Below are 14,367 nucleotides of genomic sequence, written 5' to 3'. Positions count from 1 at the left end.
ACGCGCGACCGCGCGCCGAGCGGTGCAGGTCGGAGGAGGCCGGCAGCCGGATGCGCGCGGGTCGAGGCGCGCGGGTCGACGAGCGTGGCAGGGCGGGATCGGAGAGCCGGCACGGCGACGGTGTGGATCGCCGATCGAGCCCGCCACCGTCCCGGCGTGCCCATGAGCCGTCGCGTGCCGGGGTTCGCGATCGGAGCGGGCACCGTGTAAGTTCGAGGCCGTCGAACGATCGGCTCGGGAGCGCACGGCGATGGTCACGAACGTCCTGCGCCCGCTCGATGACGCCCCGCTCCCGGCCGGCATCCGTCCCCGCTTCATCGAGGGCGTGAACGGCCTGCGCATGCATGTGCTCGAGGCAGGCGAGGCCGGCTCTGGCCGTCCCCTCATCCTACTGGTGCACGGCTTCCCCGAGATCGCCTATTCCTGGCGGAAGGTCATGCCGGCGCTGGCCGCCGCGGGCTACCACGTCGTTGCCCCCGACCTCCGGGGCTACGGCCGCACCGCGGCCGCGCCGGTCGCCTTCGCGGACGACCTCGCGCCCTACCGCCTGCACAACCACCTCCTCGATCTGCTGTGCCTGATGAGCGCCTTGAAGCGCGACACGGCCGCGGCGTTGGTCGGACACGATTTCGGGTCCTGGGTCTGCGGCTACTGCGCCCTGGCGCGGCCCGACCTCTTCGGCATGGTCGCCCTCATGAGCGCGCCCTTCGCCGGGGCGCCGGCGCTCGATGCCCTGGCCGGCGGCCTCGGGACGCCGGCCGACGACCCCATCCACGCGGCGCTGGCTGCCCTGCCGCGCCCGCGCGCGCACTACCAGCTCTACTACGCGTCCGCACAGGCTGCCGCCGACATGGAGCGGAGCCCGCAGGGTCTCGCCGGGTTTCTGCGCGCCTATTTCCACCACAAGAGTGCGGACTGGGCGGGCAATCGGCCCCGCGCGCTCGTCGGCTGGACGGCCGAGACCCTGGCCGAGCTGCCGACCTACTACGTGATGGAGCGCGGCCGGACGATGCCCGAGACGGTGGCGCCGGAGATGCCACCGCGTGGCGGCGCGGATTGCGCCTGGCTCACGGAAGAGGAACTCGCCGTCTACGCCGGCGAGTACGCGCGCTCCGGCTTCCAGGGCGCGCTCCAGGGCTACCGCTGCCGCATGGATGGCAGTCTCGACCGCGACCTCGCGCGGTTCGCCGGTCGGCGGATCGAGATCCCCCTCCTGTTCGTATCCGGGGCGCGCGACTGGGGGCCGTTCCAGGTGCCGGGCGCGCTGGAGCGGATGGCGGAGGCCGCCGGCGCGGGCATGCTCGGCTGCCACTTCGTCGCGGGGGCGGGACATTGGGTCCAGCAGGAACAGCCCCAGGCCGTCGCGGACCTTCTGCTCGACGCGCTCGGGCGCAGCAGGGCCGGATCCCGCGCCGGCGCGTGAGGCTGCACCACCGGGACGGCGCCGCGCGGGCGTCGCCGCGGGATCTTCCCGGCGCACCGCCTCCGCTCTCCGGAGCGCGCGTCGACGCTCGGGCCGGGCGACGCGGGACCGGGCGCGACCGTCGCGTTCCGCCGCCCCTTCGTGATCGTGTCCGCGGATTGCTTCGTGAAAGACCGGGCGAAAGACCCGGCGAAGGAGCGGGCGAGAGACCGGCGAGGCACCGTCTGGGATGGCGAGGCGCGGTCGCGCGATCGCCCGCGGCCGCACCGCTTCCTCCGCTATCGGGTCGCCGACCACCCGGTTATGTCTCCCCCAAACCGATCGGAGAACCGGTCGGATCGGGCGCCGAGCGTCCGTTCTGGATCCGCGAAGGAGCCCCACCGATGGATTTGGAAGCGCGCGCCATCCGGCGTGTCAGCGGGCGGCTCCTGCCCCTCCTGATTACCTGCTACTTCATCTCCTATCTCGACCGGGTCAATGTCGGCTTCGCCGCGCTGACCATGAACAAGGACCTCGGCATCTCCGCCACGGCCTACGGGCTCGGGGCCGGCATCTTCTTCCTGACCTACTTCGTCTTCGAGGTGCCATCGAACCTGCTCCTGGAGCGGGTCGGGGCGCGGGTGTGGATCGCCCGCATCATGCTGACCTGGGGTCTCCTGTCGGGCGCGATGGCCTTCATCGTCGGCGAGAAGAGCTTCTACGCGGTGCGCCTGCTGCTGGGCGCCGCGGAGGCCGGGTTCTTCCCCGGCATCATCTTCTACCTCACGCTGTGGTTCCCGGCCCGGTACCGCGGGCGGATCATCAGCACCTTCATGGCCGCGATCCCGCTCTCGAGCGTCATCGGCTCGCCGGTCTCGGGGGCGCTGCTGGGCCTCGACGGGGTCTGGGGCTTCAAGGGCTGGCAGTGGCTCTATGTCCTGGAGGCCCTGCCCGCCGTCATCTTCGCCGGCGTCGTCCTGGCCTTCCTCACGGACCGGCCGGCGCAGGCGGAATGGCTGCCCGAGGACGAGCGCGCCTGGCTCACCGAGCGCCTCGCGCAGGAGCGGCGCACGCGCGAAGCCGCCCGCCGCTACAGCGTGACCGAAGCGCTCCTCGACAGGCGCGTGCTCGCCGTCGCCTTCGTCTATTTCGGCAACGTGGCGCTGCTCTACGGGCTCAGCTTCTTCCTGCCGCAGATCGTGAAGGGCTTCGACCTCACGAACTTCCAGACCGGTCTCGTCAGCCTCATCCCCTTCGCGATCGGGATCATCGGCATGCTCGCCCTCGGACGCTCCTCGGACCGCAGGGGCGAGCGCAAGAGGCACGCGGCCGTCGCGCTCCTGCTCGCGGCGGGCGGTACGGCCGCGGCGGCTCTGGTCGCCGATCCCTACGCCAAGATGGCCCTGTTCAGCGTGTCGGCCTTCGGCATCTTCGGCGGCCTTCCCGTGATCTGGACTCTGCCCACCGCCTACCTGTCCGGCGCCGCGGCGGCCGGCGGGATCGCCATCATCAACGCCCTCGGCAACCTCTCCGGCTTCGCCGCCCCCTACGCGGTCGGCGCGATCAAGGATGCCACCGGCACTTTCACGGGCGGTCTCCTGCTCATCGCGGCGGCCGGGCTCGCGGCCGCGGTGACGGTCCTCTGCCTCTCCCACGACGGGCACCTGGAGCAGGCCGCGACGCGCGGTGCGCAAGCCGCGGAGTAGATGCGGCGAAGGGGACGCGGCCGCGTGGCGGCCGGCGGCCGATCGACCTATGGCAGCGTCGGAGCGCCGATCGGACGGAGTGCGGTGTTGCGGGGCCGCACAACTCCGGGGACACTCCGCCCCCGGCGACGCCGCAGTTACGACCTCACGGAGCAGCCCATGAACGCACCCGCTCCCGCCCCGCGAGCCCGCCCGGACGCGGCGACGATCGCGGGTCTCACCGAGGCCTTGCGCGCCGTGCTCGGGGAGCGGGTGACGGTGAGCCCGGCCGTGCGCGCGCAGCACGCCAACCAGCTCACCTGGGCGCCGTGCGAGCCGCCGGATCTCGTGGTCTTCCCGCACTCCACCGCGGAGGTGCAGGCTATCGTGCGCGCCTGTGCCGAGCGCGACGTGCCGATGGTGCCCTACGGCGTCGGCACATCCCTCGAAGGCCACGTCAACGCGCCGTTCGGCGGCGTCTCGATCGACACGGGCGGGATGAATCGCATCCGCGCGGTCAACACCGACGACCTCGACTGCACGGTCGAGGCCGGCGTCACCCGCCGGGCGCTGAACCAGCACCTGCGCGATACGGGCCTGTTCTTCCCCATCGATCCCGGGGCGGACGCCACGATCGGCGGGATGGCGGCGACGCGGGCGTCGGGCACCAACGCCGTGCGCTACGGGACGATGAAGGATGCGGTGCTCGCGCTCACCGCGGTGATGCCGAACGGCGACATCGTCACGACCGCCCGGCGGGCGCGCAAGTCGTCGGCCGGCTACGATCTCACCCGGCTCCTCGTCGGCTCGGAGGGCACCCTCGGGGTCATCACCGAGGTCACGCTGCGCCTGCACGGCATCCCCGAGGCGATCTCGGCGGGCATCTGCCCCTTCCCCTCGATCAAGGCGGCCTGCGATGCCACGATCCTGACGATCCAGTCCGGCATCCCGGTCGCGCGCATCGAGCTGCTCGACGAGGTGCAGGTCGCGGCCTGCAACCGCTACTCGAAGCTCACCCTCCCGGAGACCCCGCTGCTCCTGGTCGAATTCCACGGCACGGACGCGGGCGTGCGCGAACAGGCCGAGCGGTTCGACGAGATCGCCTCGGATCTTGGCGGCGGCCCGTTCGACTGGGCGACCCGGGCCGACGACCGTTCGCGTCTCTGGCAGGCGCGCCACGACGTGTACTGGGCCGCTATCGCGCTCCGGCCCGGCCCCACGATCAGGAACATGTCGACCGATGTCTGCGTGCCGATCTCGCGGCTCGCGGCATGCGTCGAGGCGACGAAGCGCGACATCGCCGCGACCGGGCTCACGGCGCCGATCGCCGGCCACGTCGGCGACGGCAACTTCCACACCCTCCCGCTCGTCGATGCCGACAGCGCCGAGGAGATGTCCGCGGTCGCCGGCTTTCTCGACCGGCTCGTCGCCCGCGCGCTGGACCTGGGCGGCACCTGCACGGGCGAACACGGGATCGGCCAGAAGAAGATGCGCTTCATGGAGAGCGAGCACGGACCGGAGGCGCTCGGCCTCATGCGGACCCTCAAGCGGGCGATCGATCCCCGGAACCTCATGAATCCCGGCAAGCTGATTCCGTGACGCGGAGGCGATCCGCGACCGTTCCGCCTCGGGGCGCGGTCGAGAGAGGCTCAGGTGCGCGCGGCGGCAGCCGCGCCGGCGTAGTCCCCAACGGCACGGGCAGGATCGAGAATTTTGGAGAGAGACGTCCGCTGCTGAGCGAACGTCTCCGGATCGGCCTCTCAGCTCCTCGTGAGGGGCTTGCTCGCCTTGAAATTCTTGCGCGCCGGTTCGGCCTTGCGGGGATCCGGCTTGTCGGCCAGCAGGCGCTTCACGCGCGCGTTGAAGTCCTCCGGCGAGACACCTTGTGCTTTGCCGGTTTTAAGTTCGCGTGCCATCTCGGCCTCCGCTTCGTCGCCCAGAGCACGGGATTGCGCGGAGGGATCGGACTCATATGGGCCTTCGTCGGGCAAGGTGCCACCAAGCTCAGCCCGGGCCGGCGGCTCGCACGCGGTGGACCAGCGCGCCACGATGATGTACGGTGGCCGTGAGGTTGATGACCGGTTCATAATAACGTTTCAGGACCCGGGGGCGGTACCCGGCGCCTCCACCAGAAGCATCCTGCCCCGGGTACCGCACGGGGACGAGGGCGAGCGTCCGGCGTTGCGGATCGCGCGCTGCCAGGGTGCTTCTGCTGGGGGTGAAATAGGTTCGACTGGACGGTAAAGGGATCGCGAGTTCTGTCCTGCCTCGGCAGGGTAAGATGCGGCTTTCGGTAAGGACTCGACCGGTTCGGCGCGGGTAACCCTCGTTCCGAGCACCTGACCAAAACTCTAAATGCCAACGACAACGTCGGCATGGAGATGCGCCTCGCGGCGTAATCTTCCGGGGCGTGGGTACGCCTAGCAACAGAACCCGAGGCTTCGGCCTCGGGACCCGCCTTGACCATTCTGCCCCTTGTCGGCTCAAGGTCGCGGCTGGGCAGATTGGAGAATTGCTTGAACGAGCCCGAACAGGGTAGCGGCGAGGCCGTCTACATCTCGGCCATGGTCGGCGAGATGATGCGGCGCGTTCTGGAAGACGCTCTCGCCGAACTCGCGAGAACCCGGGGTGTTTCCTTTCTCGATCTCTTCGTGGAGCGCGAGCTGGCCCGCTGCGCCGACCTGTTCCGTGAGCGTCCGGGCGATACGCCTGAGACCACGGACATGCTGCGGGCTTGGTTCGTCATGGAGGGCGGCGAGGCACTGCGAGCCGTGGTCGATCGCGCGAGCGCCGAGGCTGCGCGTGATTGAGGGGCTCCGCCCGCCTCCTGTCCTGTAGGCGGTGATCGCGCGACGACCCGTCTCGACGCGCTGGCTCATGTTCGTCCTCCGACGCTATCCACCTCGGGCATCGTCTGGCCGTGATGGAAGGTCGCCGCGCCGCTGGAGCGATCAGTTTTCGGGTCCTCTTCTGAGAAGCTGGCGCTCGCGCTCATCACGAGCTTGCCTGCCTCGTCGTCGGCCTGGGTCGTGAGCGCGTTTGCCGCGGCGCGATCCACTGCATCGCGCCAGATGTCGGTCCGCAGCCGGCGGAGGGTGTCGCGCAGCGCATCACGCCGTCAGGGGCGCCCCGGTCGCGGCGCTCGCACACGGGGACTCGTGGGCATTGTGTGGCCGGCTGCCCCCGAGCGGTCAGCCCAACCCGGGATCGGCGATCCGTCTCCTCGCCTTCCATTCTCGATAGGCGAGATTTCGCCTCTATGACTGAGTCGAAGCGCCGGCTGAAAGCCAAGTCTTCTATGACCTCGGCCGGTCTCGAGATCACATCGGGTCGGCGTCTGAAGATCAGGCCGGGCGATGCGCGGCCGTCCGCTGTTCCGGCGCGTCTTCTTTGAAGGCGAGACAGACGCTCTCGATCCATCTTGTCGGTCCAGACCCATCGGATGAGCGGCGACCGGGCGTCCGCATGCCCGTGACGACCGACCGTTGCGGACAACCTGAAAGCATCTTATCGGCGGCGATGCCCGACCGATCTTCTCGCTCCGTTTGGTCCGACAGCCTCATCGCGGAGGTCAGCGTCCGCCTCCCCCTATTCGATGACCTGTCGCCGGACACGATCGAGCGGCTCTCGGCCCAGGGTTTCGGCCGCGGTTTGCTGACGGCTTCCTTGCGCGCCCGTCTGCGCAAGGCCGAATTTCTTGATCTCGGGCATCTGGCCCAGTCGTCCCCGGTGTCGATCGCCAGGACCAGAAAGTTTGGCCCTGTTCGCGTCGAACGCGTTCGAAGTTTCATCTTCGATGAACTGGCGCGCTGGCTGCCGCAGGCACGGGTGATGCACACCTCCGAGGCCACGCGTGAGCGAAGGCTCGACCGGCTGCGGGAAATGCCAGCGGGACGTCTTCCCCTCGACGGGCATCAGATCACAGCGCTCCGCTTCGGAGAGGCATCCTGCGCGGACATAGCCGCCTGTTCGCGTCTCACCCTCCTCAGAACAGGAATCGTGTCATCCGGTGACGTCGATCAAGTCGTCGCGACGCTCACGCACCTTGCTCGGGGGGCCGATCCGCTCACTCCGCGATCTTCGGGGAAGGTCAGGGCAGCACCGGCGGGGGGCGCCGAGGCCGGCGCCGCCCGTCGCGCCGCTCTGCTGGCGGAGCAGGACCGTGAATGGGAAGACGCGGCGCCGACCAACACCCGGCGTCGAGGTTGACCACCTTGAGGTTGACCACCGGGGCCTGAAATCGATCCATCCGTGCCGTAGCGGGCCGGGTGGCGAGCCGTCGCGCCATCTCCGCACGTCGTGGCTCGGGCTGACGTGACCGTGCTCGGGGCACCGGGCCGCGACCTGGCTGCCGGCCGCAGGCCCGAGGTCGGCGCGTGAAGCCGGTGCGATCCGCGCAGCTTCGATGGGGCTCGCGAACCGGCCGCCATTGCGCCGACGGATCCAGGTACCATCTAAGAACCATCCAACGGGATGGTCTGGGGATGGGTGGAATGGCCGACAACGTGCATGATCTGCGATCCAAGCTGCCGGACAGCGAGAAGATCACGCTCAACCTCGGCTTCGTCGATCTCGGCCACATCGACCTGATGGTGCGCGACGGCTTCTACGCCAACCGCGCCGACTTCATTCGAACCGCCGTGCGCAATCAGATCGAGCGTCAGGGTGAGGCCGTTCGGCAGTCCGTCGCCCGGAAGCAGCTCAGCCTCGGCCTGTCGCACTACACGCGGCAGGCGCTCGAGGCGGCGCGCGACGCCGGCGCGCCGCTGCACATCCAGGTGCTCGGGCTGGCCAGTATCGCTCCGGACGTGACGCCCGAACTGGCGCGCGCTGCCATTGCCTCGGTCGAGGTGCTCGGCGCCTTTCAGGCCAGCGCCGCGGTCAAGGCGGCGCTTGCCGACCGTACGGCCTGACGGCCCCACGTCTGTCCGCCGACGAGGCCAAACATCCCGCCTCTCCCGATCCCCGCCACTCAGGACCCGTCCGATGGATCACTCCACGAAGACCGCCTCGTCGCGCTTCACTTTCCCGAAGGTCGACCCAGCCCGTGTCGCCCGTGTGGCGGAGGCGATGGCCAAACTTCATCGGCGGCAGGCTGCAGCCTATCATCTGTGGTCGGAGGCGGGCCGGGGCGCGGCGGATGCGCGGGCCGCGGACGCGGCCGACATCCTCGACATGGTCGCGCCCGCCAGTCCGGGAGGAGCCTGGGCGGCCTCGGAGACCACCGGAGGACCCTCGGGCAGGCATCCCGACAAGGCGTTCGGAGGCGACATCGCCGACACTGTGATGCGCACGATCCAGGAGGGGTTGGCGAAGGCCGGCGTCGGCGCGGATCACCTCGGGAGGGGCAGCGCGACGCCTGCGCCAGCTCGGCTTCCGGAGGGCGCGCGCTTCGAGAGTCGCACTTTCACCGGCGCCGTCGGGACCCGGAACTACAAGGTCTACATACCGAGCGGCTACACCGGCCAGGCGCTGCCCGTCGTGGTGATGCTGCACGGCTGCACTCAGAACCCGGACGACTTCGCCGCGGGCACGCGGATGAACGCGGTCGCCGAGGAGCGCACCGTCCTGGTGGTCTATCCGGAGCAGTCGCGTTCGGCCAACATGCAGCGGTGCTGGAACTGGTACGAGCCCGGTGACCAGCGGCGAGGGGAGGGCGAGCCCGCCGTGATCGCCGGCATCGTCCGGGAGGTGATCGCGGAGTTCTCGGCCGACGACAGGCGGGTCTACGCAGCGGGACTCTCGGCCGGTGGGGCCGCCGCCGCAATCCTGGCTGTGACCTACCCGGATCTGTTCGCGGCCATCGGCGTCCATTCCGGCCTGGCCTGCGGTTCCGCGCGGGACGTACCCTCGGCCTTCGCGGCCATGAAGGGGGACGGCGCGAGCGGGACGGGGCGACGCCATACCGTGCCGCTGATCGTGTTCCACGGTGACCGCGACCGCACCGTGCATGCGGCCAACGGCGATCGGGTCGTGGCGCAGGGGCCGTCCGACCCGGAACTCCGGACATCCGTGACAGAGGGCCGGACACCGGACGGGGTGGACTACACGCGCACGATCCGGACGGACGCGGGCGGCCGCGCCATCGTCGAGCAGTGGGTCTTGCGCGGAGCGGGGCACGCGTGGTCGGGCGGCAGCCCGGCCGGCTCGTTCACCAGCCCGCGCGGCCCGGACGCGAGCCGGGAAATGATCCGCTTCTTCCTGGCGCATGTGAGCGCGGCCGGCGGCCGGCCTTGAGCGCACCGGTACGTCAGCCCGGCGGTCGGCCGAGTTTCTTCTGAACACACACGCAATCCACGGTTTGCGCGCCGGCTATCGGGGTCGGCGTGCCGCTCGATCCGAAGGCGCGCTCGACGATGGCTCAGGATTTACCGGACTTCCCACCGGAAGCATTCGCCAAGCACGACGGCGATCCCGATCCTCTGTTCTACGCGCAACCGCGTTTCGTGACCCATATCGATGCCGCCGCGGTCGCGGCGATCACCGGCCTCTACAGGGAGATCGTCCCGGCGGGCGGCGACATCCTCGATCTGATGTCGAGTTGGGTCAGTCACCTGCCGGACGACGTCGCGTATGCCAGCGCCACCGGCCATGGCCTCAACGCAGCAGAACTCGCCGCCAATCCGCGCCTGACCCGGCATTTCGTGCAGGACCTCAACGCCGAGTGGCGCCTGCCGGTCGAGACAGCCCGCGTCGACGCCGCGCTGATCTGCGTCTCGGTCCAGTATCTCCAGCGACCCGTGGCCGTCCTGTCCGAGATCGCGCGCGTGCTGCGCCCGGGCGCCCCGGCGGTGATCAGCTTCTCGAACCGCTGCTTCCCGACCAAGGCGGTGGCCATCTGGAACGCCCTCGACGGCGCGGGGCATGCCCGGCTCGTCGGTCTGTATCTCGAGCGCGCCGGCTTCACCCGCATCGAGAGGCGGGTCCTCAAGCCCGAGGGAGGCGCCGGCGACCCCGTGACCGCGATGATCGGCTGGACCGCCGCGGCGTGAGGAGTCCGGCATCGGCGCCGGACTCGGCCTTTCAAACCGGGGCGCCCGCCGGGAACCAGTTGCCGTGGAAGCCCGGCGGGATCCGGTGCCCGAGGCGGACCGTAGCGACCGGTTGCGCATCGACGGATCGCGCGTCGAGGACGGTGAAGTCCGTCGTGTCGTGCGCGGTGTCGATGACGAGGCCGACGAGCCAGCCTTCGTCCTCATCGGCCCCGGCATGCGCCGGCACGAAGACGAACTCACCCGGGATGTGATCGGGACCGAACTCGTGCACGTGGCGCTCTCCCGTCTCGAGATCGTGCTTGTAGAGCTGCGTCGCGCCGGCGAGTTGCGTATTGCCGTCGGCCGGGACACTGACCGTGTAGACGTAGCGGTGGCGCTGCCCGAAGCGCCGCTCGTCGATGCGGGGAAACTCCTGCGCCGCGGGATCGACCACGCGCCGCTCGACCCCACCCGTCGAAGGATCGATCGTCCAGCGTTCGAGCCAGCCCGGCGCGTCGAGCCCGCCACCGGGCGAGGTGAACACCGATTCGTAGGCGATGACATCGAGGATCACCCGCCCGTCCCTGTCGTCGTAGGCGTTGGCGGTGTGGAACACGAAGCAGGGCTCGACGTCGCACCAGAGGATGTCGGCGCCCCGGCCCTGTCGGGGGAGGAGGCCCACGCGCGCCCTGTGATCGGGGTTCCAGCGGAACGGGAAGCGATAACCGGCGAGCAGCGCTCGGAACGAGAACGTGACGGGCAGGTCGAGCACGATCACGAAGCGCGCCGTGATCGCGCAGTCGTGGATGCAGGGGCCGTGCGCGACCGCGATCGGCACATCCCGCACGACCCGCCCGGTCGGCGCGAGGACGACGTGGCGGACGCTGTCCCAGACGCGGCCGTCGTAGGCGACGGCGTGGGTCTCGCCGGTCAGTGGGTCGCGGTGCGGGTGCCCGGTGAAGGAGCCGGCCAGCGTGCCGTCGAACGGGTTGTAGCGCTGCTCCTCCAGGGTCCGCGCGAGTTCGACGGGGAAGCTGCCAGCCTCCACCACCGCGAAGATCCGGCCGCCGATCTCGACGACGTTGGTGTTGACGGTGTCGTTGCCACCCCGCCGCGACCCGGGCGCTGCAGGACGCCTGAGCGCCCTGGCGGCCGCGCGCGAGCCGATCCAGCGGTTGCGGTACCACAGCGCCCTGCCGCCCCCGATCGCGAGACCGTGCACCATGCCGTCGCCGAGGAACCAGTCGTGGCCCTGCACCGCCGTTCGGACGGGGTTGGCCCCCATCTTGAGATAGAGGCCGTCGAGGCCGGGCGGGATCGCCCCGGAGACGGGCAGGTTCTCCAGCGTCAGCTCCTCGCGCATCGGTGCGTGGACGCCGACCAGGAAGGGGTTCCCTAGTCTGGGCAGGCGCAGCCGGTTGCAGGCCGCCAACAGGCCGACGCCGGCTTCGGCGGCTGCGCGGAAGGCCGACTGGACTCGATTCAGCATCGGCAGCGATCCCCGGATCGGGCGGCAGGCACGGACGATATCGATGCGGAGCCACCCGGTTCCTTGCCCCGACGGAGGCTGCGCACTTACCGCGCAGCATAGCCTGAAGCGGTGAGGCAGCTCTCGACCAGCTTCTGCCGTAGTCGGAGGCCGCGCGAGCGTCACGTCACGGTCGGGTGGGTGTCGGCCAGTCCGCTCAGCGCTGGCCTTCGGCGTCCTGTTCGTGGTGCTGCTGATCGGCGGCTCCGTGTGGATCATGAGCAACATGAATTCCAACATGATGCCCCCGCCGTCGAATCCGTACTCGTCCCAGCCCGCCATGCCCATGACTCGACCGTTGCGGCATTGACGCGCCGCGCGGGTCGACAGGAGCCCGTCCGCTGTTCACGCCCCTGCGGAACCGAGCGTTCCCGTGACGGCCGATCTCGTCTGATGGCCGGGCGACCGGGGGCGCAGGTGCGCCACATCCAGCACGCCGACCGCCTGTGAGCTAAAACACGCGTAGCCGCGTTACCCCGTCTGTGTGCCGCGCGACGTCGGCGCAGCGACGAGGAGTACGCGCCGCATGCCCGCCAACGAAGCCGCACCACGTCAGCCAGCGCAGGTTCCCCCGCCCCTCGTGCCCGGCCTGCGCGGCCTTCTGACCCTCGCCGTCGGCGTCGTGCTCGTCGCGGCCCTGTATTTCGGCCGCGAGGTGTTCATCCCCCTCGTTCTGGCCATCCTGCTCAGCTTCGTACTGGCGCCGGTGGTCAGCCTGCTGCGTCGGCTCAGGCTCGGTCGCGTGCCGTCCGTCATCATCGCCGTGCTGCTGGCCCTGGCGGTGCTCGGCGGGATCGGCGCGGTCATCGGCACCCAGGTGGCCGGGCTCGCCGGCAACCTGCCGCAGTACCGAACCACGGTGCAGGCAAAGATCGCGGGGCTTCAGCAGGGCTGGCTCGGAGAGGCCAATCGCGTCCTGCAGAGGTTCAACCATCAAGTCCACGATGCCACCCAGAAGGCGGATGCTGCCGGGACGACTGCCGAGGCAGGACCGGCCGGGGACACGCCGAAGGCGCAACTCGTGCGCGTCGAGCAGCCCGAGCCCTCGCCCCTGGCTCTCGCCGAGAAGGTGCTCGGGCCCATCGTCTCGCCGCTGACCGACGTCGGCATCGTGCTGGTCGTCGTCGTGTTCCTGCTGATGCAGCGCGAGGACCTGCGCAACCGCATGATCCGTCTGTTCGGGTCGAGCGACCTGCATCGCACCACGGTGGCCATGGACGACGCCGCGGGCCGGCTCGGCACCTACTTCCTGGCCCAGCTCGGCATGAACGCGACGTTCGGGCTGATCATCGGGGTGGGCCTGTGGCTCATCGGCGTGCCCAATCCGCTGCTCTGGGGCGTGTTCTCGGCGATCATGCGCTTCATCCCCTATATCGGCGCCATCGCCTCCGGCATCCTGCCGGTGGCGCTGGCGGCCGCCGTCGACCCGGGTTGGACGATGGTGATCGCGACCGCGGCCCTGTTCCTGATCGCCGAGCCGATCTTCGGGCAGGTGATCGAGCCGCTGCTCTACGGCCATTCCACCGGCCTCTCGCCCTTCGCGGTGATCGTCTCGACCCTGTTCTGGGGCTTCCTGTGGGGACCGATCGGCCTGATCCTGGCCACCCCGTTCACCGTCTGCCTCGTCGTGCTCGGCCGCCACGTCGACAGCCTGGAGTTCTTCGACGTGCTGCTGGGCGACCGGCCGCCGCTGACCCCGGTCGAGAACTTCTACCAGCGCATGCTGGCGGGCGACCCGGACGAGGTGCGTGACGTGGCGGAGGCGATGCTCAAGGAGCGGTCCTTGTCCTCGTACTACGACGAGGTGGCGCTCAAGGGCCTGCAGCTCGCCGCCAACGATTACGCGCGCGGCGTGGTCACGCCGGCGCAACTCGACAACATCCGGGCCTCCGCGCGCTCGCTGGTGGAGGATTTCGAGGATCATTCTGACGCCGAGCCGGCCCGCGACGACAGGGCGGTCAATCCGAGCGAGACCCCGACCCTGGCCGAGCGGACGCACACGCGGACAGAGGCTGTACCTGGACAAGCCCCGCCGCCTGAAGCCCTTCCGCAGGCTTGGCGCGGGGAGGCGCCGGTCCTGTGCGTCGCGGGGCGCGGCCCCCTCGACGAGGCCTCCTCGGCGATGCTGGCCCAGCTGCTGCGCAAGCACGGGCTCGGCGCGCGCGTGGCCCCTTACCAAGCGGTCTCGCGCGAGAGCATCCGCGACCTCGACCTGACGGGTGTGGCGATGTTGTGCATCTCCTACCTCGACATCAGCGGGAACCCGGCACACCTGCGTTACCTGCTGGAGCGCTTGAAGCGCCGCGCTCCGGGGGTTCCGGTCCTGGTGGGCCTCTGGCCGGTGGGCGAGAAGGTCCTCACCGACGCAGCGCTCGGTCGCGAAGTCGGGGCGGATGTCTACGTTTCCTCGCTGCGCGACGGTGTCGAGGCCTGTCTGCAGATTGCCGCCGACCGCTCGGACCAGATCAGGGCTGCCTGAGCAGCGGCATCCCGGCGTCGCGCGTCGCCGTCGGGCGTATCTCGCCCGGCGCGCGTCGAAGCGCCGTTGCGCGGAGGCGGACGTGGTCCCCGCTCACGATCCGTTGCGGACGATCTTCACCGCACCAGTCCCCGAGGCCCAAGCCCGGCGCGGATGCGCGGCGCTCGCGTGAAATGCCTGAGCGCGCAGGGATCTCGCCGGAACGGGCCCGAACCGTCGAGCGCGCGAAGAGCCGGACGCCGTGACTGACGATCATCCGACCGGAAATCCGCGCCGATCGCGGAACGGTTTCGCCAACT

Annotated in this window: 12 protein-coding genes and 1 other RNA gene; 10 read left to right on the top strand and 3 right to left on the bottom strand. The window is 70.1% G+C overall.

Annotated features, from left to right (window positions below; genetic code table 11):
• The first annotated feature begins 250 nt into the window (after nucleotides 1-250).
• The 3 genes from MOTC310_RS18790 (at nucleotide 251) to MOTC310_RS18780 (ending at nucleotide 4,686) form a co-directional block, all read left to right on the top strand.
• The gene (locus MOTC310_RS18790; RefSeq protein ID WP_331294735.1) at nucleotides 251-1,423 is read left to right on the top strand and encodes an alpha/beta hydrolase; all 1,173 of its coding nucleotides are present in this window, start codon (nucleotides 251-253) and stop codon (nucleotides 1,421-1,423) included.
• Between the two features lie 383 nt (nucleotides 1,424-1,806).
• Entirely contained in the window at nucleotides 1,807-3,108 is a 1,302-nt protein-coding gene (locus MOTC310_RS18785; protein WP_331294734.1) for an MFS transporter, read from the top strand.
• A 159-nt stretch (nucleotides 3,109-3,267) separates the two neighbouring features.
• Nucleotides 3,268-4,686, top strand: coding sequence for an FAD-binding oxidoreductase (locus MOTC310_RS18780; protein WP_331302904.1), 1,419 nt, complete (start codon nucleotides 3,268-3,270; stop codon nucleotides 4,684-4,686).
• Between the two features lie 161 nt (nucleotides 4,687-4,847).
• On the opposite strand, the gene MOTC310_RS18775 is transcribed toward MOTC310_RS18780, so the two are convergent.
• On the bottom strand, nucleotides 4,848-5,003 hold the full coding sequence (locus MOTC310_RS18775; protein WP_331294731.1) for a hypothetical protein: 156 nt from the start codon (nucleotides 5,001-5,003) through the stop codon (nucleotides 4,848-4,850).
• Between the two features lie 163 nt (nucleotides 5,004-5,166).
• On the opposite strand from MOTC310_RS18775, the gene ssrA reads away from it, so the two are divergent.
• Nucleotides 5,167-5,339, top strand: a transfer-messenger RNA (tmRNA) gene (gene ssrA, locus MOTC310_RS32975).
• Between the two features lie 264 nt (nucleotides 5,340-5,603).
• A complete protein-coding gene (locus tag MOTC310_RS18765; protein ID WP_331294730.1) occupies nucleotides 5,604-5,897 on the top strand; it encodes a hypothetical protein in 294 nt (97 codons plus the stop codon).
• A 65-nt stretch (nucleotides 5,898-5,962) separates the two neighbouring features.
• Here the strand turns inward: MOTC310_RS18765 and MOTC310_RS18760 are convergent, their stop codons facing one another.
• Entirely contained in the window at nucleotides 5,963-6,145 is a 183-nt protein-coding gene (locus MOTC310_RS18760; RefSeq protein WP_331302903.1) for a hypothetical protein, read from the bottom strand.
• Between the two features lie 407 nt (nucleotides 6,146-6,552).
• Between MOTC310_RS18760 and MOTC310_RS18755 the strand changes: the two genes are divergently transcribed.
• From MOTC310_RS18755 to MOTC310_RS18740, 4 genes are all read left to right on the top strand, one after another.
• Nucleotides 6,553-7,296 (top strand): hypothetical protein, encoded by a 744-nt coding sequence (locus MOTC310_RS18755; protein WP_331302902.1) that lies wholly within the window; start codon nucleotides 6,553-6,555, stop codon nucleotides 7,294-7,296.
• A 284-nt stretch (nucleotides 7,297-7,580) separates the two neighbouring features.
• Nucleotides 7,581-8,000, top strand: a complete 420-nt coding sequence (locus MOTC310_RS18750; protein ID WP_331302901.1) for a CopG family transcriptional regulator — start codon at nucleotides 7,581-7,583, stop codon at nucleotides 7,998-8,000.
• A gap of 73 nt (nucleotides 8,001-8,073) precedes the next feature.
• Nucleotides 8,074-9,324, top strand: a complete 1,251-nt coding sequence (locus MOTC310_RS18745; protein ID WP_331302900.1) for an extracellular catalytic domain type 1 short-chain-length polyhydroxyalkanoate depolymerase — start codon at nucleotides 8,074-8,076, stop codon at nucleotides 9,322-9,324.
• Nucleotides 9,325-9,443: 119 nt separating this feature from the next.
• The gene (locus MOTC310_RS18740; RefSeq protein ID WP_331302899.1) at nucleotides 9,444-10,079 is read left to right on the top strand and encodes a methyltransferase domain-containing protein; all 636 of its coding nucleotides are present in this window, start codon (nucleotides 9,444-9,446) and stop codon (nucleotides 10,077-10,079) included.
• 31 nt (nucleotides 10,080-10,110) lie between these two features.
• Here the strand turns inward: MOTC310_RS18740 and MOTC310_RS18735 are convergent, their stop codons facing one another.
• Complete coding sequence (locus MOTC310_RS18735; protein WP_331302898.1) at nucleotides 10,111-11,550, bottom strand: 8'-apo-carotenoid 13,14-cleaving dioxygenase; 1,440 nt, start codon at nucleotides 11,548-11,550, stop codon at nucleotides 10,111-10,113.
• 565 nt (nucleotides 11,551-12,115) lie between these two features.
• Here MOTC310_RS18735 and MOTC310_RS18730 point away from each other — a divergent pair.
• On the top strand, nucleotides 12,116-14,068 hold the full coding sequence (locus MOTC310_RS18730) for an AI-2E family transporter (protein ID WP_331302897.1): 1,953 nt from the start codon (nucleotides 12,116-12,118) through the stop codon (nucleotides 14,066-14,068).
• The last annotated feature ends 299 nt before the right edge of the window (nucleotides 14,069-14,367 follow it).

Origin of the sequence: Methylobacterium oryzae, assembly GCF_036441375.1 — a bacterium.
Taxonomy (GTDB): domain Bacteria; phylum Pseudomonadota; class Alphaproteobacteria; order Rhizobiales; family Beijerinckiaceae; genus Methylobacterium; species Methylobacterium oryzae_A.
This window is presented reverse-complemented; position numbering and strand designations above follow the sequence as displayed.